17 protein-coding genes are annotated in these 20,289 nt (G+C 53.4%); 12 read left to right on the forward strand and 5 right to left on the reverse strand.

Annotation, left to right across the window (positions count from 1 at the left end):
- Positions 1 to 68: 68 nt before the first annotated feature.
- On the reverse strand, positions 69 to 1,955 hold the full coding sequence (locus tag LRR79_RS08545) for a DUF885 domain-containing protein (protein WP_231759933.1): 1,887 nt from the start codon (positions 1,953 to 1,955) through the stop codon (positions 69 to 71).
- A gap of 244 nt (positions 1,956 to 2,199) precedes the next feature.
- Entirely contained in the window at positions 2,200 to 2,781 is a 582-nt protein-coding gene (locus LRR79_RS08550) for a superoxide dismutase (protein WP_231759934.1), read from the reverse strand.
- Between the two features lie 330 nt (positions 2,782 to 3,111).
- On the opposite strand from LRR79_RS08550, the gene LRR79_RS08555 reads away from it, so the two are divergent.
- The 7 genes from LRR79_RS08555 to LRR79_RS08585 all read left to right on the forward strand — a co-directional run bounded on the left by LRR79_RS08555 (position 3,112) and on the right by LRR79_RS08585 (position 10,567).
- A complete protein-coding gene (locus LRR79_RS08555; protein ID WP_231759935.1) occupies positions 3,112 to 3,861 on the forward strand; it encodes a hypothetical protein in 750 nt (249 codons plus the stop codon).
- Positions 3,862 to 4,107: 246 nt separating this feature from the next.
- The gene (locus LRR79_RS08560) at positions 4,108 to 5,616 is read left to right on the forward strand and encodes a fumarate hydratase (protein ID WP_231759936.1); all 1,509 of its coding nucleotides are present in this window, start codon (positions 4,108 to 4,110) and stop codon (positions 5,614 to 5,616) included.
- Between the two features lie 349 nt (positions 5,617 to 5,965).
- Complete coding sequence (locus tag LRR79_RS08565) at positions 5,966 to 6,409, forward strand: hypothetical protein (RefSeq protein ID WP_231759937.1); 444 nt, start codon at positions 5,966 to 5,968, stop codon at positions 6,407 to 6,409.
- A gap of 123 nt (positions 6,410 to 6,532) precedes the next feature.
- Positions 6,533 to 6,991 (forward strand): hypothetical protein, encoded by a 459-nt coding sequence (locus tag LRR79_RS08570; protein WP_231759938.1) that lies wholly within the window; start codon positions 6,533 to 6,535, stop codon positions 6,989 to 6,991.
- 804 nt (positions 6,992 to 7,795) lie between these two features.
- On the forward strand, positions 7,796 to 8,224 hold the full coding sequence (locus LRR79_RS08575; protein ID WP_231759939.1) for a DUF1801 domain-containing protein: 429 nt from the start codon (positions 7,796 to 7,798) through the stop codon (positions 8,222 to 8,224).
- A gap of 186 nt (positions 8,225 to 8,410) precedes the next feature.
- Entirely contained in the window at positions 8,411 to 9,967 is a 1,557-nt protein-coding gene (locus LRR79_RS08580) for an IS1182 family transposase (RefSeq protein WP_456085667.1), read from the forward strand.
- A 177-nt stretch (positions 9,968 to 10,144) separates the two neighbouring features.
- Complete coding sequence (locus LRR79_RS08585; protein ID WP_231759941.1) at positions 10,145 to 10,567, forward strand: hypothetical protein; 423 nt, start codon at positions 10,145 to 10,147, stop codon at positions 10,565 to 10,567.
- Between the two features lie 271 nt (positions 10,568 to 10,838).
- Here the strand turns inward: LRR79_RS08585 and LRR79_RS08590 are convergent, their stop codons facing one another.
- On the reverse strand, positions 10,839 to 11,339 hold the full coding sequence (locus LRR79_RS08590) for a lactoylglutathione lyase family protein (RefSeq protein ID WP_231759942.1): 501 nt from the start codon (positions 11,337 to 11,339) through the stop codon (positions 10,839 to 10,841).
- 94 nt (positions 11,340 to 11,433) lie between these two features.
- Between LRR79_RS08590 and LRR79_RS08600 the strand changes: the two genes are divergently transcribed.
- Positions 11,434 to 12,309: a LysR family transcriptional regulator gene (locus LRR79_RS08600; protein WP_269455112.1), complete on the forward strand. Its 876-nt coding sequence runs from the start codon at positions 11,434 to 11,436 to the stop codon at positions 12,307 to 12,309.
- A gap of 144 nt (positions 12,310 to 12,453) precedes the next feature.
- Here LRR79_RS08600 and LRR79_RS08605 read toward each other — a convergent pair whose 3' ends face one another.
- Positions 12,454 to 14,310, reverse strand: a complete 1,857-nt coding sequence (locus LRR79_RS08605) for a DUF885 domain-containing protein (RefSeq protein WP_231759943.1) — start codon at positions 14,308 to 14,310, stop codon at positions 12,454 to 12,456.
- A gap of 203 nt (positions 14,311 to 14,513) precedes the next feature.
- On the opposite strand from LRR79_RS08605, the gene LRR79_RS08610 reads away from it, so the two are divergent.
- Entirely contained in the window at positions 14,514 to 14,858 is a 345-nt protein-coding gene (locus tag LRR79_RS08610; RefSeq protein ID WP_231759944.1) for a 4a-hydroxytetrahydrobiopterin dehydratase, read from the forward strand.
- Positions 14,859 to 15,028: 170 nt separating this feature from the next.
- Positions 15,029 to 15,250 (forward strand): DUF1272 domain-containing protein, encoded by a 222-nt coding sequence (locus tag LRR79_RS08615; protein WP_231760006.1) that lies wholly within the window; start codon positions 15,029 to 15,031, stop codon positions 15,248 to 15,250.
- A gap of 23 nt (positions 15,251 to 15,273) precedes the next feature.
- Here the strand turns inward: LRR79_RS08615 and LRR79_RS08620 are convergent, their stop codons facing one another.
- On the reverse strand, positions 15,274 to 16,032 hold the full coding sequence (locus LRR79_RS08620; RefSeq protein ID WP_231759945.1) for a TlyA family RNA methyltransferase: 759 nt from the start codon (positions 16,030 to 16,032) through the stop codon (positions 15,274 to 15,276).
- 138 nt (positions 16,033 to 16,170) lie between these two features.
- Between LRR79_RS08620 and nhaA the strand changes: the two genes are divergently transcribed.
- Positions 16,171 to 17,616, forward strand: a complete 1,446-nt coding sequence (gene nhaA, locus LRR79_RS08625) for a Na+/H+ antiporter NhaA (RefSeq protein WP_231759946.1) — start codon at positions 16,171 to 16,173, stop codon at positions 17,614 to 17,616.
- Between the two features lie 398 nt (positions 17,617 to 18,014).
- Complete coding sequence (locus tag LRR79_RS08630) at positions 18,015 to 20,207, forward strand: alpha/beta hydrolase fold domain-containing protein (protein WP_231759947.1); 2,193 nt, start codon at positions 18,015 to 18,017, stop codon at positions 20,205 to 20,207.
- The last annotated feature ends 82 nt before the right edge of the window (positions 20,208 to 20,289 follow it).

Genomic DNA, 20,289 nt, shown 5'->3' on the forward strand with positions numbered 1-20,289 from the left:
AAAGAAAAGCCGAGACGTTTCCGTCCCGGCTTTTCAACGTTTGAGGTTTCTTATTCCCCGAGCGGGTATCAGTTGCCTTTCTTTTCCGCCACCCAGTTGTTGACCAGTTCTTCCAGTACATCCAGTGGCACGGCGCCATTTGCCAGTACCACATCGTGGAATTCGCGGATATCGAATGCGTCGCCCAGTGCCTGTCTGGCATTCTCGCGCAGTTCGACAATCTTCATCATGCCGATCTTGTAGGCGGTGGCCTGTCCTGGCATCACGATATAGCGTTCAATGGCTTTGACCACATCGCCATGGGGGTTGGGGCTGTTTTCTGCCAGCCAGTCGATGGTCTCTTCCCGCGTCCACTTTTTACTGTGCATACCGGTGTCTACCACCAATCGGCAGGCGCGCCACAGTTCCATGGCGAGTCGGCCAAAGTCGGAATAGGGATCCTGGTAGAAACCGATCTCTTTGGGCACCAACTCAGAGTAGAGTCCCCAGCCTTCCGTATAGGCAGTGTAACCACCGAATTTGCGGAAGCTGGGTACATTTTCCAGTTCCTGCATGATGGACAGCTGCATATGGTGACCGGGAATGCCTTCGTGATAGGCCAGAGCCTCCATCTGGTACACCGGCATACTGCTCATTTTGTACAGGTTGGCATAGTAGATACCCGGGCGTGATCCGTCCGGGGCCGGGCGCTGGTAAAAGGCTTTACCCGCGGATTTCTCGCGGAAAGGCTCTACTGCTTTTACCACCAGATCGGCTTTCGGCTTGGTGATGAACAGTTCGTCGAGGCGGCCTTTCATGGTGTCGATCAGCGCAGTGGCTTCTTTCAGGTAGCGCTGCTTGCCTTCCTCGGTTTCCGGATAGTAGAAGCGCTCATCGGTGCGCATGAATTCAAAGAATTCCTGCAGATCCCCGTCAAACTCCACCTGCTTCATGATTTCACGCATTTCGTTGTGAATGCGCTCCACTTCTTCGAGGCCTTTCTGGTGGATTTCCTCGGCGGTCATGTCGGTGGTGGTGTAGACGTTGAGGCGGTGCTGGTAGAAGTCATCGCCATCTGGCAGTTTCCAGGCGCCGTCATCGGTGGTGGCTTTTTTCTCCAGTTCACCCAGGTAGTCGATCAAATTTTCATACGCGGGCTTGACACTTTCCAGCATGGCCGTTTTGGCCTGCTCGATCAGCGCGGACTTTTCTTCGTCGCTGATTTCCAGCTTATCCACCTTGCCCTTGAAGTCGGCGTACAGGGTGCTGTCTTTACCATCGTCATAGGGCGCGCCAGTAATCAGGTTTTTGCCGTCGCTGATAACGTAGGGGAACACAAACTTGGGCACGACGACGCCCTTGTCCGCGCGCTCTTTCAGGTTTTCAACCAGCTGATCAAAATACGCAGGTAAGCCGTTCAGGCGAGAGATATAGGCTTCCGCATCGGATACGTCGTCTACCCGGTGCTGATTGATCAGCAGCGAAGCGACACTGGTATGGGCGGCATACATCTGATTGACGGGGTAGGTGTGCAAGCGCCACTTCCAGCTTTCAATGTCCTGCTCGAGCTTGCGCTTGGCCAGTTCCAGCGATAGCCGGGTAGCTTCGTCGAGTTGAGCCGGGTCAATTTTTTTCAGTGTCTCGAGCTGTCGCTTGTTGATCTCGTGGGTTTCTTTTTCAAAGCGGGGAGAGATATCGTCCCATTTACCGTAGTCCTCTTTAATCCCCAGAAAAGTTTTGAATTCGGGGCTGCGGTTGACGTGAGTCTGAAACTGTTGCTCGAACAACTCGTTGGTTTTCGCAATCACGTCCGGATCACCCGCTGCTCCGCTGACACTGGCCTGGTCTGTAGTCGGCGCTGCTTCGGAGGTTGCGGTTGGGGTGGCGTCCGTCTGTTCAGTGGTTTGCTTCTGGTCACAACCTGATAGGGCGAGCGCGCTTATGGCGGCTGCCAGCAGAGTCAACTTGAGCTTCATGGTGTTATCTCAGTGTCAGTGAATGGAAATGTATTTTCGGTCCAGAGTTGTAACCAGAAGCGGGGAGAGTTGCAAATTTTATGGCGGGCTGGTCATTTTTTCGGCGCATGCCCGTGGTCGGGCAAGGGGTTGCGTGGTCATTGTGGTCGCAGACAGCCAGCAGGGGAGCAGCGCACTGACGGGGGCGGGCACAAAAAAGCGGGCCCTAGGCCCGCTTTCGGTCTCACTGAGTTGCGGTCAGTGATCAGGCAAAGTTCTGGTTCACAAAGTCCCAGTTGACCAGTGCCCAGAAGGCTTCCATGTACTTCGGACGCGCGTTGCGGTAATCGATGTAGTAGGCGTGCTCCCACACGTCGCAGGTCAGCAGCGGGGTGACGCTGTCGTCGGTCAGCGGGGTTTCGGCGTTGGAGGTGTTGACGATGGCTACGGAACCGTCAGCTTTCTTCACCAGCCAGGTCCAGCCAGAACCGAAGTTGTTTACGGCGCTTTGGGTGAATTCTTCCTTGAACTTGTCGAAAGAACCGAAGGCCGCATTGATCGCTTCGGCAACCGCGCCAGTAGCGGCACCGCCGCCGTTGGGGCTCAGGCAGTTCCAGTAAAAGGTGTGGTTCCAGATTTGAGCCGCGTTATTGAAAACACCGCCGGAGGAAGATTTGATCACTTCTTCCAGAGACTTGTCGGCTTCTGGAGTGCCTTCCAGCAGGCCGTTCAGCTTGTCGACGTAGGTTTTGTGGTGCTTGCCGTAGTGGAATTCCAGAGTCTCTTTGGAGATGTGCGGCTGCAGCGCGTCCATAGCATAGGGGAGTTCGGGGAGAACATGTGCCATGTGATAATCCTTCCTTTGTCTGGGACCTGTACCGACCCAAGTACAGTAGCAGGTCAGTTGTTGGTGGCACGCATTCTACACGCGCTTGATGTCATTATTAAGCCATGGGACGGGCCGAAAACGATTCAAATGTCGCCAAAGGCGCGGTATTGGCGATTAAATGTCGCGAATGATTCTCAATGGCGAAACCACCGTCTACCGTCGTTGTCCTATTCTGATAACTGAACCCGCTTACTTTTTCGTCAATTTTTGGTATAACTGCCGCAGTTTTCATCTCCAAATTCGGTTTCCCACGCCGGCCCCGGGGCCGCGCCAACGCAGGACAACAGCATGCAACGCAGAGAGCCCACATTCGATGGCAGCAGTTCATCCTCTATGGACCCTCAGATCCCCAATGGCCCGATAGGCGGGCGCCGTCACAGTGCCCAGCCCGAGCCCTTACCGGTTGCGGAGTCCGGCAGTGGCGGTGGTTCTTCTTTCCTGGCGATCGTGGCACTGATGCTGGCACTGGCCGGTCTGGGTGGTGCGGGGTTCCTGTATACGCAGTGGCAGGATACGGTCGCCCAGCTGAAGGATGCCGATGCGCGCATCGTACAGCTGGAAAAGCGGTTTGAGATGTCCGGGGAGGAGTCTGCTGCCTCCGTTGAGGTGCTCAACGCGAAAGTGAAAGAGAATGCCTCGGAGATTCGCAAACTGTGGGGGGTTTCCTACGATACCAACCGCAAGAGCATTGCCGCGAATAAAGCGACAGCCGATGCCGCCAAGAAACAAGTGGCCGCACTTTCCAGCAAGGTCAAGGGTTTTGAGAGCAGCCTGAAGAAAGTGGCTGCGCTCGAGGGAGAGATTAACAAGCTGAAAGAGTCCACCGTCAGCGCTTCTCGGGATACCAAAGACAAGGTGGCGAGTCTGGAGCGTCAGCTGAATTCTGTACGAGCCGACCTCACCGCACGGGTGGGTGCCAACGAAGAAGCGGTCCAGTCCATCGACAGCTATCGTCGTACTGTCAACAAGGATCTTGTCCAGCTGCGGGATGCCATTCGCAGCCTGCAGTCCAGCTCTACCACCGCATCCGCGCCCTGATGCCAGCCTGATCAAGGTGCCGCACTGGTCGTTCAGTGCGGCACCGCAGTCAGGTAGCCACAGAACCCCGCCGGGCATCGCCCCTGGTGCCCATCGCTTTTCATTGTTCTGGACCCCCTCTTTATAATTGCTTCTCATTTGCGATTCCGGGGGCGATAAGTCAATTCAACCATCGTCCGTTCCAACACCAGTAGACAATTCGTGTAAAATCGCCGCCTTCGAGACGAGAGACAACCGGAGCCGGCAATGACGATTATCCGCCAGGACGACCTGATCGACAGCGTGGCCGACGCGCTGCAGTTCATTTCTTACTACCACCCTCAGGACTTTATTCAGGCCCTCAACAAAGCCTACGAAAAGGAAGCGAACCCGGCGGCGAAAGACGCCATGGCGCAGATCCTGATCAATTCCCGCATGTGCGCCCAGGGCCATCGCCCGATCTGTCAGGACACCGGCATTGTGACCGTAAAACTGAAAGTGGGCATGAATGTTCAGTGGGATGCGGAAATGAGTGTGACCGACATGGTCAACGAAGGTGTCCGCCGCGCTTACAAGAACCCGGATAATGTACTGCGTGCTTCCATTCTGGCGGACCCCGATGGTGCGCGTAAAAATACGGGCGACAACACCCCAGCGGTGATTCACTACGAAATCGTCCCCGGCGACAATGTCGACGTCTATGTGGCCGCAAAAGGCGGCGGCAGCGAAGCAAAAAGTAAATTTGCCATGCTGAACCCTTCGGACTCCGTGGTGGATTGGGTGCTGGAAATGGTACCCAAGATGGGTGCTGGCTGGTGCCCGCCCGGCATGCTCGGTATCGGGGTAGGGGGAACTGCGGAAAAGGCCATGTTGCTGGCGAAAGAGTCGCTACTGGACCCCATCGACATCCAGGAGTTGCAGGAGCGGGGCGCAGCTAACCGCGCTGAAGAACTGCGCCTGGAATTGTTCGACAAGGTCAACAAACTTGGCATCGGTGCTCAGGGACTCGGTGGTCTCACCACCGTGCTGGATGTGAAAGTGAAAGACTTTCCCACCCATGCTGCCAACAAAGCGGTTGCGATTATCCCCAACTGTGCCGCCACCCGTCACACCCACTTCACCCTCGACGGATCTGGCGCAGCGCGCCAGACGCCACCGAAACTCGAAGACTGGCCGGAAATCACCCGCGAAGCGGGCGGCACTACTCGCCGTGTAAATCTGGATGAAGTAACCGCAGAAGATGTTCTCAGCTGGCAGCCCGGTGACACGCTACTGCTGAACGGCAAAATGCTCACCGGCCGCGATGCCGCGCATAAGAAAATGGTCGACATACTGGCCAAAGGTGAAAAGCTCCCGGTGGATCTGACTGGGCGTTTTATCTACTACGTAGGCCCGGTAGACCCGGTCCGCGAAGAAGTTGTCGGCCCTGCCGGGCCTACCACTGCAACACGTATGGACAAGTTCACTCGTACCATGCTGGAAGAAACCGGCCTGTTGGGAATGATCGGTAAAGCCGAGCGCGGTCCGACCGCAATTGACGCGATCCGTGATAACAAAGCGGTTTATCTGATGGCCGTTGGCGGCGCAGCTTACCTGGTGGCCCAGGCCATCAAGGACGCCAAAGTCATTGCTTTCCCGGAATTGGGTATGGAAGCCATTTACGAGTTCGAAGTGGAAGACATGCCGGTCACCGTAGCGGTGGACAGCAATGGTGAGTCCGTTCATAACACCGGCCCGGTAATCTGGAAACAAAAGATCGAAGAGGGTGCTGTGTAAACACCCCGGTCAAGTTGATGGACCACCAAAAGCCGGCCCCAGTAACTGGGGCCGGCTTTTTTATAGCTGGTTGAAAAAGTAACCAGCGTGAATGGCGAACCTTACCGAAATACTGAGATCAGCAGCCTATGGCTTGTGTGCAGGGAATGGGATAATCTAACTCATTGATATTTATACGATTGGGAAAATAATAAGAGCCATATTTTCGATAAGAACAAAAGCCACTGGCTTCTTTTTCGAGTTATGTTTTTGATATGGGGTGTCTAAAGGCTTGTTTTAAATAGGATTTCCCAATCTGTTGTTTTTCGCGCCAAGGAATAATCGTGTTTGCAAAAGAAGCCTGTGGCGTATGAATAAAACTGTTAATTGCCCTAGAGAAGTCATGCCGTATAAAAATATTGTTAGGATTGTGGTAGTTGTTTGTCTGGTCGTAGCTGCTTACTTTGCTGGAGAGCAGAGAGGGTTAAAGCGAGGTGTAGAAATCTCAGCAGTGTTTGCGCAGTCAGGACGGTCGGTAGATCAAGCAAATATGATTGCTCTTCTCCTCGGGTTTTCAAGGCGGGGAGAGGAGGAAAAAATGTATGAGTGGGGCGAAAAATTAATTGTCCAAGATATGGACACTTACAATAATATTCAGACCACTTTGGAAGAAAAATCTGCCTCTATCAAAGATACTGAGATTTATGAGCTCCTAGATGTGATGGTCAATTCTTTTCCATACGCTACTACTGAAGCTTATATGGAAACGTACATAGAGGACGGCAAGAGCTCCGATGCCACGCCAAGCAATTAACAAGCAGCGGCAGAGCGACAGCCAACGCTACGCACCTTTTGTGTTACTCGCTGGCGCTCAAACATTAACACAAAATGCGCTCCGCGCTGGCTGCGCCTGCGCTGGGCGTTATACGCAACCAACATGAAACATAGTGCCGACGAATACAATGTTCTGAGCTATCTCTTGAAGAAGAATGCTATTTCTTACGAGAAAGTTGTCGAATGGGCGTACTCCCAATACACGGATGAGGGAGTTGATCCATTTGTTGAGAAAATATCTTTGGCATCTGATATTTCTGAGGTTTTAGAATTGATAAGCAACGGGTTCCAAGTGCACGGAGAGCCAAGCCAAGAATTTCTTGCTGGTGAAGTTGCCAGTAAATGTTCAAAAGGAAAATTGTCATTGTACGATGCTGTAACGCTCATACTTTTCGATCTTGATTTGGATTTGCCCGAAGAAGAGCGCCAAGAGCTATACATCGCTGAAGATTACTTTGGCTGGCATAAGCAAGCAGAGAAAGAGGCCGGAAAGCATGCGCTACCAATTTTTAGTAAATACAGGCCCATATATGAGCACGCTGTTGCAAAGTTCAGCGTATAACAATCAGCGGCAGAGCGACAGCCAACGCTACGCGCCTTTTGTGTTACTCGCTGGCGCTCAAACATTAACACAAAAAGCGCTCCGCGCTGTCTGCGCCTACGCTGGGCGTTATGGTTCGAGATGAATCTAAATAGAAGAAAGAAATATCTGGCTTTGCTGGCGTTCTTGAGCTTTACGTTGGCGGGAATGCTATTTGGATTGCTCGTTGCGTTTTTTATTGATGTGGTAAATCGTGGAATTTCTGAAGATTTTTACTCGTTGTCGTGCCTAATGGCTGGATTATTGGGAGCTTTTTACGGCCTACACGCATTCACTTTACTTAAGCAATAGGCATTAGAGATAGTGATTTATAAAATAGAAATGTTGTGTTCGTCGTAGCTGAGTGGGAAGTTTCCACCATAACAATCACAGGCAGTGAAGCTCCGGCCCTTCGGGCCTCCGCGGGACGGCTTACCTTATGCACAGTTTGCGCGGTCGCTTCGCTCCCATTTTCGCGCAAAATGCGCAAAAGGTAAGCCGCCCCTGCTGTGGGCGTTCAGGCTGTAGAAAAACTCGAGCCTCTCTCTAGTAGATAAATTTTTCGTGCGGAGAGTGCCCTGAAATGCTTTTCGCCATGTAAAGTAGATCCAGAATTCACGTAGAGACGCGATTTTCTGGGTGAAATATGAGCAGCAAGTAAAGGCCGGAGTTTTTCTACAGCCTCGTTATGAGTCAATTACCTAATGAGACGTACCATTTCGTATGCATCAATCTTGATCGTGTGTGTAATAGAATATCCTCAGACCTTTTAAAGGAGATAGCGCATTGTCAACAAACAAAGTGAATTTAGATCCGAAGCGGAATGCTGGGGGCAATCCGTATATCGACAAGGGCGATGGTGATGCCCCTATTCAAGCTTATATTGCGGCTATGCCTGGTTGGAAGCAAGCGCTTGGTCGTCAACTTGATGCACTGGTCACTCGAGAAGTGCCGGGCGTCCAAAAAGCTGTGCGTTGGAATACTCCGTTTTATGGTGTCGAAGGAAAGGGCTGGTTTCTGGCGATGTACTGCTATAAGAAATACTTCCAGATCAGTTTCCTGAATGGATCACAGCTTGATCCTTTGCCGCCCAAAGAGTCGAAGGATAAAAGTGTGCGGTATCTCAACATATACGAGGATGATAGTTTTGATGAAGATCGCATAGCGAGCTGGATTAAACAGGCGGCCATATTACCGGGAGACACTGTGTTTTGAAGAGTTAAACTACTTTTATGCAGTTGAGAAAATGGTAAGTGTCCACTCATAACAATCGCAGGTTGCCGGACTGCCTTTCCGCTGCGCTCCAAGTCAGCCGCAACTGCGGGCGTTCAGGCTGTAGAAAAACTCTTAAAACCTAGTGGATTTTGATAAAATCTGCGGGCCCGGTTTCGAGGTCCCGTCATGCCTAACTTCAAGCCCTATAATTACAGCCAGGACACAATGGTTGTAATCAATTTCGAAGATCAATTGCAGCCGAATACCTTCGAGTACACGCTGCATCACCTGATCGAAAACCGTATCAATCTTTCCGCTTTCTACGATAAGTATAAGAATGAAGGTGGTGGTCGGTCTGCATATGATCCGGCTATTCTCTTGAAGATTATCCTGTTCGCTTACTCCAAAGGCATCACGTCCAGCCGGGAGATTCAATGGCAGTGTGAGCATAATATACTGTTCAAAGCTCTGTCCTGTGACAGCGTGCCGCACTTCACCAGTATTGCCAGCTTTGTGAGTAGTTATCCCGATGCCATACAGTCTGTCTTCGAGCAGTTGCTGATGGTTTGCGACCAGGAAGGTCTTTTGGGTAATGAACTCTTTGCCATTGATGGCTGCAAGATGTCGTCGAATGCCAGCAAGTCACACTCTGGAACTTTTAAAGAGCTCGAGGAAAAGCAGGCAAAGATCCGCAAGAAGATCCGTCATTGTCTATCGGAACATAAGAAGCTGGATGGAAGGAAGCCCGCCGAACGGGAGCGGAAGCAGCGTCTGGAGCAGGCGAATAAAACCTTGGAGAAGCACTTTGAAAAGATTGACAACTTCCTAAAGACGCAAGCCCCAAGGATGGGGCAGGGTAAGAAGCCGAAAGAAGTCAAAAGTAACATCACCGACAACGAGTCGGCCAAGATGACCACCAGCAAAGGTACCATCCAGGGGTACAACGGTGTCGCGGCGGTGGACAAGAAACACCAGATTATTGTCGAGGCGCAGGCCTTTGGTGAGGGGCAGGAAACCCACACATTAAAGCCAATTCTCGATGGCATTAATACGCGCTATCGGAATGCCGGCATCGCCGAGGACATTCTTGCGGAGCAGGTGATTGTCACCGCGGATACCGGGTTTTCCAGTGAGGACAATAATGCGTTGCTGAGAGGCGAAGGTATCAACGCTTACATCCCCGATAACCAGTTCCGCTCCCGCGACAAGGCGTTTGCCAAGCAAAAAGAGAAACATGGCAAGCGTCATCGAGATACCGTAAAGGGCGTTAAGCAGGTGATTCCTGCGAGCGAGTTCAAGCTTAATAAAAGAAGCAAGACCTGTATCTGCCCCGCTGGCAATGAAATGTTGCTTTATCGCGAGGAGCGCGTCAGTGAAGGCAAGCAAAAGCTTTTCTTTGAAGGTCGGCTGACGGATTGTCGCCACTGCCCATTAAAACACCAGTGCATGCGTAACCCGGCTTCGGCCGATACCCGAGACGGCCACGGCCGACAGGTGTCCTTTACCTGGACCAATGGCAAAACCGCAATGGACTGGATGAAGAAGCGGATTGATAGCCTGGAAGGGAAAACGATTTACAGTCATCGCATGTCGGTGGTGGAGCCGGTCTTTGGCAATATCGGTACCAACAAGCGATTAAATCGCTTCTCGTTGCGTGGCAAACGCAAGGTGCAGGGGCAATGGCAGATGTTTTGTCTGGTGCACAACATCGAGAAGTTGATGAATTACGGCGCTATCCACTGATTAGCAGGGTTATCCACACTTGTGTCGCCGAAATATGCGAAAAATACACACAAGCGTGATTATGTTAAAGATGTGTGATTGAATTGTGATCAAGAAATGTCAATTGAAAGCAGCCAAGAGAGAGCGATTGTGAGAGTCGTTTTTCTACAGGCTCGTTATGTGCAGTAGGAGATTAAGTTGAAGTCGTCAGAGAAGAGGCCGGTTCTAGTCTGGCTAATATTTTTATTGTTCGTAGTGACAGGAATTTCTGGTCTCTATCAGTTGTACGCGCTTTATTCTGGAAATATTGAAATTCCTGCAGGTATGGAAAAGCCTGAGGGTATGCTTTACTACTTCAAAGGAATTTTTGGCGTAGTTCTTATGCTGCTCGCTGCAACTCTTCTATTTCTACGAAAGTCAGCGTCACGTTGGTTGTTTCTTGGATTATTTATTTTCTCTGTTGTATCGGGAATTTTCACGCTTTTCACTCATGAATTTCCAGAAAATCAATTAACTCTGATGAAGTATGCTTCCGTAATTACTTGGATAATTTACGGACTCGTTGTGTGGTATGTTTTCACGCTTGAAGAAAAGGGTTACTTCGTAGGTGGGCGCACATAACGAGCAGCGGCAGAGCGACATCCAACGCTACGCACTTTTTGTGTTACTCGCTGGCGCTCAAACATTAACACAAAAAGAGCTCCGCGTTGGCTGTGTAGTGTAGTGGTACACTGAATTTGGCCACCTGACTTTGAGTGATATTCTCACACCGATTCTCTTGGGCGGAGCAGGGCAAGGCTGTGTGGACAGGTAGGCTCGCCCTTCGATCGCCCGGTTCGCGTACTCAGGTTTTACCCTGAGATACGCGAATCCAGCTGAAATAGCTTTTGGTTCAGTAGGCGCCGTCACTGTAGATCAACTCGTAGCTGTGGCTGTAGATCTCTACGATATTTCCAAACGGGTCTTCCATGTAAATCATGCGATAGGGCTTTTCGCCTGGGTAGTAGTAGCGTGGTTTTTCCATCCGGCGTTTGCCGCCGGCAGCGACGATTTTTTCGGCCAGCTCTTCGACGTTGGGGTCCTGTACACAGAAGTGAAAGATGCCCGTTTTCCAGTATTCGAAATTGTTTTCGGGGTTCGTCTGGTTCGGGAACTGGAAAAGTTCCACGCCGATCCGGTCACCGGTGGATAAGTGGGCTATTCGGAAACTTCCCCAGCCGGCACCGAACACATCTGTGCACATTTCGCCGATGGCACTGTCATCTTCTTCGATCTCGGTGGGTTCCATGATGAGGTACCAGCCCATCACTTCGGTATAAAACTTGACTGCCTGGTCTAGATCCGGGACGGAGATCCCGATATGTGAGAAATTTCTTGGGTACGGATTGGTCATTTTGCGCTCTCCTGAGTAAATGTTGCCAGTAGGTTACAGTGGCTTTTCGATAACATATAATTATCATTTCGAATGAATATGTTCACTTTGTGTAATGATAAATGCAGTTTGGCTGAATACGTTCTGTACGCTGGTTGAGGTGGGGCACTTCACTCGGACCGCGGAGCGCCTGCACATGACGCAATCGGGCGTCAGTCAGCACGTACGCAAGCTGGAAGAACGTCTTGGTGTTCAGCTGCTGGTGAGAGAGGGAAAGCGTTTCTCTGTCTCCGATGCCGGAGAAAGGCTGTATGCGGAGGCCCAGGGCATATTGGCGGCGTTGTCGGGGTTGCCTGATAAAGTCCAGGAAGATACTCCCTTTGAGGGGGTGGTCCGGGTCATGTCCCCGGGCAGTGTGGGCCTTAAGCTGTACGGGCACTTGTTGGCTTTGCAGTGCAGGTACCCGAAACTCGTCATTGAATACCGCTTCGCGCCGAATGCGGAAGTTGAGGCCGCTTTGATCGATTCCCGGGTGGATATCGGATTTATGACGTCGGAATCCGTTTCGGCGGAGATTCGATGCAGACCCGTAGCTCAGGAAAGTTTGTTATTGGTGACTCCAGCCAATACGGTTGCGCCGGATTGGAGCGCCTTGATGACGTTGGGATTTATTGATCACCCGGATGGTCGCCACCATGCGAATTTGTTGCTTGGACCTAATTACCCGGAGTTTCGCCATAGTGGTCAATTTCCGCTAAGCGGATTTTCCAACCAGATCGGATTAATACTAGAGCCTGTCAGTCGAGGCCTGGGCTTTACGGTACTGCCGGCTCACGCTGTGGAGGCATTTTCCAGGCCTGAGCAGATCCGGGTGCACCCGCTCTGCACTCCCGTGAGTGAGACGTTATACCTGTGTGGGCGCCGGGAGAAAGGGCTGCAGAAACGCGTGGAGACGGTAATTGCAGAAGCGCTGCGGTGGCTGGAGGTCTGACGTTGAACGGCACATCAAAAATCGCGGTGGGCCGTAATGGTCCGGGTGAGGTGCGCGGTCGGGACGGCGTCCTCGGAAAGAATACCCAGTCCCCGGGGCATCTTTCCGAGTGCTCCCGTTCAGTATGTAAATCAGTAGCCAAACTCAGGGTTCGATGTCTGCGAGCATCAGTTCGCGAATGACCGGAACGGGAGCATTTCCGTAACTCAGGAATTTCTCATGAAATGCTTTTAGATCGAATGCATCTCCCAGCTTTTGCTTGATCTCCTCCCGTAGTTCCATGATATCCATATATCCCGCAAAGTAGCTGGTCAGTTGCACCTGGCTTAGGGTGGCGCGACGCCATTTACCCATCGCTTCGGTTTCCTGCTGGAAAGCCTGTTTCATCATCAATTCCATGGCCTGCTCTTCTGTCATGCCTTTTACCTGGATTGAATAGTCCAGAATCGTGTTGACGACAGTGCGCAGGTTCCACTTGTAGTACATCATCCACAGCTCCGGTTGAAAGTCACCATAGCCGGCTTCGAGCATCATACGTTCGGTATACACTGCCCAGCCTTCGATCATGGCACCGTTGCCCAGAATATTCTTGATCAGGCTTGGGGACTGGTTGGCGTACACCAGCTGGGTATAGTGTCCGGGAATGGCCTCGTGGATGTTCAATATCTGCATCAGGTAGGTGTTGTACTCTCTGAGGAAGCTTTCAGCGCGATCATCGGGTAGCTCATCGACGGGCATGACGTTGTAGTAGGTATTGGCGTTCTTGTCATAGGGGCCGGGTGCATTGATGGACGCAACCGAGAAGCCGCGCATGTACGGAGGTGTCGTACGCACGATGAGGGGTTTTTCCGGGTCGAGGGAGAGGAGGTCTTTTTCGTTAACGAATGCGACCAGTTCCGGGATCTGCTTTTCCACCTCGAACTTGAAGGTTTCTTTGGAGGCGTGATTCAGAGAGAGCTTTTCCAGTACTTTGTGAATCTTTTCCAGGATGTCATCGGGCCGCTTTTCATCCGGAAAATACTTTGGCCAGAGCTTGTCCGCCAATTCATCCATCTTGAGATGAAGTCGGTCTTTTTCTTTCATTGCTCGGTTATACAGTTCTTCGCCACTCATGCTGATCTGAATATCGAACTGGAATTTTTTCTCGTATGCTTCCTTGCCAATTCGGAAATCCCGGAAACTGTCTGCCTGTTCCATTTGAGCATGGAGCGTCTGCAGGTAGACCACATATTCGTCGATCGCTTTGCGTGCGGCCTGTAGTCGGTTGGTGAATTGTTCTTTCTCCCGGTCGCTGAGCCCGCTGTTCGCCAGCTTTTGTTCCAGTTCCTTACCGAAAACAGATTGCGCCCCTTCATTTTGTTGAATCGCCAGAATCAACTGTGGAGAAGCCGGGTTGCTGAGGGCTTTTTCTGCGGCGGCATAATAGGCTGGAACTTTTACCAGCCGTTCGCTGAATGTGCGAAGGCGGTCGTCAAGGGGGGCGTAATCGGTATTCAGGATCAGTGCGAATCCATGGGAGACATTGTAATCAGCCGGATTCCACTCATGCGGCTTGAATTCTGTGAGTTTCCAGATGGTTTCGTTGAGAAAATTGATGATCAGCGCAAGATCGGTGCGTGTATTCGGGTTGAGGCTCTCAGGATCAAAACCGGAAAACTGATTGAGAGAGCTTCTGGCAAAACTGAGTACTTCTCGGCGATAGTGGTTATCCGGTACCTGCAATTCTGCAGCGACTTTATAGTACCCGTTGCTGATGGCCCACGAGGGAAACAGGTGCCACATACGCTCGATCAGCTGGTTGCTGAGTCGCTCAAAGGTCTCCTCGTTGATGGCGGACTTGCGGGTGCCGGCCTTGCTGCTGGTGTTTGTTTCCACACGGGGTTGCTCTGACTGTGCGTCCTGGAGTTGAGTGCCCGTCTTAGTGTGTCCGGCGGGATCTTCTTTTTGTCCACAGGCCGAAAGCAGGGTGGCCAACAGGAGCGCTATAGTCAGTCGTTTCATGGCGAGCTCGAATTTCTGATGGAATCTGTTGAAAACCTAGCACAGACGACTTGTGAGTAACTTTTTATCCACACACTATTTTGTGTGATCCAGGTCGCCTTGTGCCATATCCGGGCGGCGGCTAAAGTGACAGATCGCGAATTTGTGGCGGAGTGCCACGATTCGACCCTACCAATAAAGTACTGTGCACAGAGGAGTCAGATATGACCGAGCTGGCAGCGCAGGCCTGTGAGGCCTGCCGGGCTGATGCCCCCCTGGTAACCGATGAGGAATTGGCAACCCTGATCCGCGAGATTCCGGACTGGAGCCCGATGGTTCGCGACGGTGTGATGCAGCTGGAGCGGGTTTTCAAGTTCCGTAATTTTAAACAGGCGTTAGCGTTTACTAACCGTGTTGGCGCGATTGCGGAAGAGGTTGGTCATCACCCGGCGTTGCTGACGGAGTGGGGCAAGGTCACTGTGACCTGGTGGAGCCACGAGGCCGGTGGTCTGCACAAAAATGATTTTATTATGGCGGCCCGCACGGACAAGCAGTTGGAGGCGGAGTAATCGATTCCACCTCCCAGACTTGCCGGGCCAGCACATGAAGTAGGTAGCCTTTGTCCGGGAGTGATTGGCGCTCCGTGACTGGGTGTGTCGGGTGTGGCGTTGAGGGCAACCTCGCCACATCCGGGGCACCGGGCTGCGAATTGCGAGTCTGAAGGAATACGATGCTGAAAATGAAAGCTAGCTGTGAACGTTGCAGCGCGCCTCTGGGCCTTTCTGACCAAGCCTATATCTGTTCATACGAATGTACGTTCTGCCCCGATTGCACGGCGGCGCTGAAAGAAGAGTGTCCGAACTGCCAGGGCAACCTCGTGTTGCGCCCCCTGCGCCGTACTTCGCCAACGGAAGTTGCGCGCCCCGGCTTTAAGGCCAAACTTGAAGCTATTCTGCGTTAGGGAGTACGGGCGTTGAGCACGCCTCAGCGTGTCGCCCACAGCAAAAACTCCCGATTCCCATCGCCTCCCTTGATTGGACTCTCAATGTAGTCCCTTACCTGTAAATCCAATTGTGCACACAGGGCGTATATTTTTTCCTGGACGCCCTGATACAGACCGGGATCCTTGACGAGGCCACCCTTACCAATGCCATCGGGCCCGACTTCAAATTGCGGTTTTACCAGGCTCAGCAGCTGGCCGCCCGGTTTTATCAGGCAAGGTAACTGCGGCAGAATCAGGGTCTGAGAGATAAATGAAACGTCCATCACGATGGCGTCGAACCCGTGCTCTCCCCAGGGCGAGATCTGTTCCGCGGTCAGATGGCGGGCGTTCAGTCCTTCAAACAGTTGCATGCGGGGGTTGCCCCGCACCGCGGGAGCCAACTGATCGTGACCGACATCCACACCCACGACCAGTGCGGCCCCACGCTGGAGCAGGCAGTCACTGAAACCGCCGGTGGAGCAGCCGATGTCCAGGGCGCGCCACCCGCTGGGGTCGAGGCCGGTGTGATCGAGAATGGCGGCCAGCTTAAGGCCGGCTCTGGAAACGTAGCGGTCCTCCGGCAGGGGCTCGACGTGGATTTGTGCGTTCTCGCTCAGGGGCTGGCTGGCTTTTTTAACCGGTTGCCAGAGATGACCTCCGGCGTCCGCCACCTGCACTCGACCGGCGTCGATCAATTTACGCGCGTGGGTTCGGGAGCTGGCCAGGCCTTTCTGCACCAACAATAAGTCGAGACGGATCATGGATCGCACTATAGTTCTGAAATTCTGGAGGAGGAAATGACTGCCATGCTAACCTCTGCCCCCACGACTGGGAAGACACCTGGAGTCAGCGCCTGGTCAAGCAACATCGCGAAACTGAATATCAGGAGATGGCGTTAGATGGCAAATAATGTGTTGAGTAAATTCAGGATTCGCAAGGGCAAGGTGTTTGAAGCGCCGCTGGAGAGCGCCTTCGGCCGCCTGGTAACGCCCTTCGAAGAGTTTATTCACCGCCAGAGCAGCAGTGGCGTACTGTTGATGATTTGTGCGGTGGTGGCGTTAATCATTGCCAACTCCCCCTGGCAGGAAGCCTACAAGCACGTGTTGCATTTGCCAGTCAGCTACAACTTTGGTGACTGGTCTCTGTCCATGAGTTTTCACCACTGGATCAACGATGGCCTCATGGCCATCTTCTTCTTGCTGGTTGGGCTTGAATTGAAGCGGGAGTTTCTGGTCGGTGAGCTTTCCGAACTGAAGCACGCGGTGTTGCCGGTGATGGCTGCGATCGGCGGGATGGTGGTGCCAGCCCTGATCTTCTACCTGCTGAATGGTGGCACGCCGTCGGAACGTGGCTGGGGTATTCCCATGGCCACGGATATCGCCTTTGCAGTGGGCTGTATCGCAATCCTCGGGAACCGGGTACCGCGGGCTGTAGTGACATTTCTGGTAGCGCTGGCGATTGTGGATGACCTTGGTGCCATCCTGGTGATCGCTATCTGGTATACGGAAAGCGTAAATACTACCGCGCTGATGGCCGCGTGTGTGTTGGTGGGTATGCTGTGGTTGCTGAAGTTTGCCGGTGTGCGCCGCTCTGCAGGATACATTTTCGTAGGTATTCTGCTGTGGTACGCCCTGTATAAAACCGGGGTGCACGCAACGCTGGCGGGGGTGATTACCGCTATGGCAATCCCCGCCAAGCCAAAATATGACCCGGTCGCTTTCAGTACGTTTGTGAAGGATATTATCCGTAGCTTCGATCGCTGCTTTCGCCCCGGCGACAAGATCATTGCCAACGATGCGCTGCGCGCGCGGGTGACCGCGCTGGACAATGGTATTCACCTGGTGCAATCGCCTTTGCAACGCATGGAGACCCGCTTGCACACGCCGGTTGCCTTTGTGGTGGTGCCGATCTTTGCGCTGGCGAATGCGGGGATTCCCGTTGACAGCTTTACCAGTGCCGCGGCGGTGTTCAATCCGCTCACACTGGGGGTCATCTGTGGCCTGGTGTTTGGTAAGTTGATTGGCATCGTCGGCGCCACCTGGATTGGCTGGAAGCTTGGCTGGGGCGAGTTGCCCAAGTCCTCGACCTTTCACCATATCATTGGTGTGGCGCTGCTGGGGGGCATCGGCTTTACCATGTCGATTTTCATTGCGGAACTCGCCTTTGCCGGTCAGAACGAACTGTTGATTCAGGCCAAAGCCGGGGTGCTGTTGGCCTCGTTGATTGCCGGCGTCTCAGGTTTTCTGATTTTGCGCCGCGCTCCCATCGAGGAGTCGACACAGACCGGGGACCATCATGTAGAGAAACCTGAAGATGTCCAGCAGGGGGAGAAAAAGCTCCCCTGAGATTTTCCGGCGAACAAGGGCGGCCGGTACAGGTATCGGCCGCCTGCACTCTGTCGGGCGCTCGCTCAATGGATCCTCGCGCATCCTGCGGATGGTGCGAGGGTGTTCACTAGCCTCCCGCTTAAACACTCCCTCCTGCTCCAATGCTTTCCCGGGACGCGACGACCCGACACTGTTCGCGCGCTCACACCTGCCTCAAAAGTGGCCTCCACGCCCTTGTTGATGAATCCATCGCGATCCAATCATTCATTCTGGTAAGGCCGAATTTTGGCTGAGCGAAGGTAGTCTATAGCTTCTGTTGAAAAACGGGCGGTGGATGGGGTATTTTGGTAAGTCCAAAATTGCTTGCCTAAGCCGATTGGTCAACCTTCGGATAATGAAAATAAGTCGAGGTGGTGATGAAAGCAAAAATACGCGGGTTTGGTCGCTGGGTACTGATGGCGTTCGTTCTTTTCCGTTGTGCATCGGCGCTGGCCACGATCAATTTAGAGGGGGTTCGTGGCTTCGGGGTGGACACTCCCGGGGGGCGTGGTGGAAAGATCCTCCGGGTTACCAACCTGCAGAACCATGGGGAGGGTTCGTTGCGCTGGGCGCTGGGGCAGTCAGGCCCACGTATCGTGGTGTTCGAGGTAGGTGGGGTGATCGACCTTGGCCAAGCAAACATTCCGGTCACCGAGCCGTTTCTCACCATTGCGGGTCAGACGGCGCCGAGCCCGGGGATCACACTGATTCGTGGTGGTCTGAATATCCGCACACACGATGTGCGCGTACAGCACCTCCGGGTGCGCCCCGGAGATGCAGGCCAGCCGGCCCGCAGTGGCTGGGCTCCGGATGGCATTGGTATTTCGGGCAAAGACGCGTATCGAATCCATATCGACCATTGCTCCACCAGTTGGGCCGTTGACGAGAATATGTCGGCCTCTGGGGCGCGCACGGATGGGCCTGACGCCACCAGCCGACAAATTACCATCAGCAACTCGATCATCGCCGAGGGATTGGATTACTCCACCCACCGAAAAGGCAAGCACTCTAAAGGGCTGCTGGTACATGATTTTGTGCGTGACGTTGCGGTGGTCGGTAACCTGTTTGCCAACAATGATCGCCGCAACCCGTATTTCAAGGCGCATACCACCGGCGTGGTTGTGAACAATTTGATTTACAACCCGGGCTCTGCGGCCATTCAGCTGGGTTATATCGAAGACGAGTGGCGCGATGTTGACGCGGCGCCGGTGAATCCGCGGGTGGCGGTTGTGGGAAATGTCCTGCAGTACGGGCGCGACACTTACAGTGATCTCGCGCTGGTGTCCTATCAGGGGGATGTTTATTTAGAGGATAACCTGGTGTGGAACCTCTATGGCGAGTCGATGAATATCGTACAGGGTGATATTCGGCGTTTGGAGGAGAAACCACTTTGGCCCGAGGGCTTGCGCACGATACCTGCCGAGATGCTCTCGCGCGAGCTATTGAAAACCGTCGGTGCCCGGCCCGCCCAGCGGGATGCGGTGGATCAACGAATTATCGCGCAGATAATGGCGGGACAGGGGCGTATTATTGATAGTCAGGATTCGGTTGAGGGGTACCCCACGCAGGTGCCGGTATTCCGTTCCCTGGCGGTACCGGAAGATGTAGATGCCTGGCTGTCGCGGTTATCGCGCGAGTTGCTTGAGCAAGCCGAGCCGATTGTCAGAATTCCGCTCGACGACTCGTTTAACGTTCAATCCGCCTTTAACAAAGCCCGCAAGACTTATCCAGACATTCAAGTTGCACGGGTGGCACCTGGGCAGGGTACTGAAGTCCTACGGGATGTGGTGTATCGCCGTGTCGGAACGCGCGCTCTGCATCTCGATCTCTTCCTTCCTGAGGGGTGGCAGCCCGCGTCCGACCGGCCGGCTGTACTGCTCGTTCACGGCGGCGGCTGGCGTTCTGGTAACCGCACTCTGCAGGAACCCATGGCAAGGTATCTCGCCAACCGGGGATTTGTCACCGCGACGGTAGAGTATCGCCTGTCGCCGGAAGCCCGCTACCCGGCGGGTGTACAGGATGTTAAGTCTGCGCTTGGCTGGTTGCGGGCGCAGGCGGGTCGTTACGGCATTGACCCTGAGCGCGTCGCCGTCATCGGTGCTTCTTCGGGTGCGCAAATAGCCACGCTCGTGGGGGTAACCCCGGGCTTGCCCATATTTGAAACTGTACAGTCCGCCGGTAAAGACTCGGTTCAGGCGATTGTCAATCTGGATGGCATTGTCAGTTTCACTACGCCCATGGCATTGCAACATGAGGATGATCCGCGCAAAAACCCTTCGGCGGCGGGCGCCTGGTTCGGTGGTCGTTACCAGAATGTGCCGGATCTCTGGCACCAGGCTTCTCCACTTGAGTACGCCGGTGCTGGCGCTCCCCCCACGCTGTTTGTCAACAGCAGCCACCCGCGCTTTCACGCCGGGCGGGATCAATATATAGCGCGTTTGAGTGAAGCTGGTGTTGTTACGGAAGTAATGACCCACGTGGATGCGCCGCACCCATACTGGCTATTTGAGCCCTGGTTCACGCCGACTGCGGAGCGGGTTTACGGGTTTCTGAATCGGGTAATGCAGTAGCGATAAAAAACGGTCGCTCATTAGCGAAATTGCTGGATATACTCCGCAAATATCCCACGGCAGCGAGCGGAGCCTGCAGCCA

The sequence above is a fragment of the Microbulbifer elongatus genome, from assembly GCF_021165935.1.
GTDB classification, from domain to species: domain Bacteria; phylum Pseudomonadota; class Gammaproteobacteria; order Pseudomonadales; family Cellvibrionaceae; genus Microbulbifer; species Microbulbifer elongatus.

What these genes read in the sequence shown, in the direction of transcription:
- LRR79_RS08630 (WP_231759947.1), top strand. Translation starts at nt 18,015, where the DNA reads ATGAAAGCAAAAATACGCGGGTTTGGTCGCTGGGTACTGATGGCGTTC.
- LRR79_RS08565 (WP_231759937.1), top strand. Translation starts at nt 5,966, where the DNA reads ATGAATAAAACTGTTAATTGCCCTAGAGAAGTCATGCCGTATAAAAAT.
- LRR79_RS08555 (WP_231759935.1), top strand. Translation starts at nt 3,112, where the DNA reads ATGCAACGCAGAGAGCCCACATTCGATGGCAGCAGTTCATCCTCTATG.
- LRR79_RS08590 (WP_231759942.1), bottom strand. Translation starts at nt 11,339, where the DNA reads ATGACCAATCCGTACCCAAGAAATTTCTCACATATCGGGATCTCCGTC.
- LRR79_RS08615 (WP_231760006.1), top strand. Translation starts at nt 15,029, where the DNA reads ATGAAAGCTAGCTGTGAACGTTGCAGCGCGCCTCTGGGCCTTTCTGAC.
- LRR79_RS08560 (WP_231759936.1), top strand. Translation starts at nt 4,108, where the DNA reads ATGACGATTATCCGCCAGGACGACCTGATCGACAGCGTGGCCGACGCG.
- LRR79_RS08605 (WP_231759943.1), bottom strand. Translation starts at nt 14,310, where the DNA reads ATGAAACGACTGACTATAGCGCTCCTGTTGGCCACCCTGCTTTCGGCC.
- nhaA (WP_231759946.1), top strand. Translation starts at nt 16,171, where the DNA reads ATGGCAAATAATGTGTTGAGTAAATTCAGGATTCGCAAGGGCAAGGTG.
- LRR79_RS08580 (WP_456085667.1), top strand. Translation starts at nt 8,411, where the DNA reads ATGCCTAACTTCAAGCCCTATAATTACAGCCAGGACACAATGGTTGTA.
- LRR79_RS08545 (WP_231759933.1), bottom strand. Translation starts at nt 1,955, where the DNA reads ATGAAGCTCAAGTTGACTCTGCTGGCAGCCGCCATAAGCGCGCTCGCC.
- LRR79_RS08610 (WP_231759944.1), top strand. Translation starts at nt 14,514, where the DNA reads ATGACCGAGCTGGCAGCGCAGGCCTGTGAGGCCTGCCGGGCTGATGCC.
- LRR79_RS08620 (WP_231759945.1), bottom strand. Translation starts at nt 16,032, where the DNA reads ATGATCCGTCTCGACTTATTGTTGGTGCAGAAAGGCCTGGCCAGCTCC.
- LRR79_RS08600 (WP_269455112.1), top strand. Translation starts at nt 11,434, where the DNA reads ATGATAAATGCAGTTTGGCTGAATACGTTCTGTACGCTGGTTGAGGTG.
- LRR79_RS08550 (WP_231759934.1), bottom strand. Translation starts at nt 2,781, where the DNA reads ATGGCACATGTTCTCCCCGAACTCCCCTATGCTATGGACGCGCTGCAG.
- LRR79_RS08570 (WP_231759938.1), top strand. Translation starts at nt 6,533, where the DNA reads ATGAAACATAGTGCCGACGAATACAATGTTCTGAGCTATCTCTTGAAG.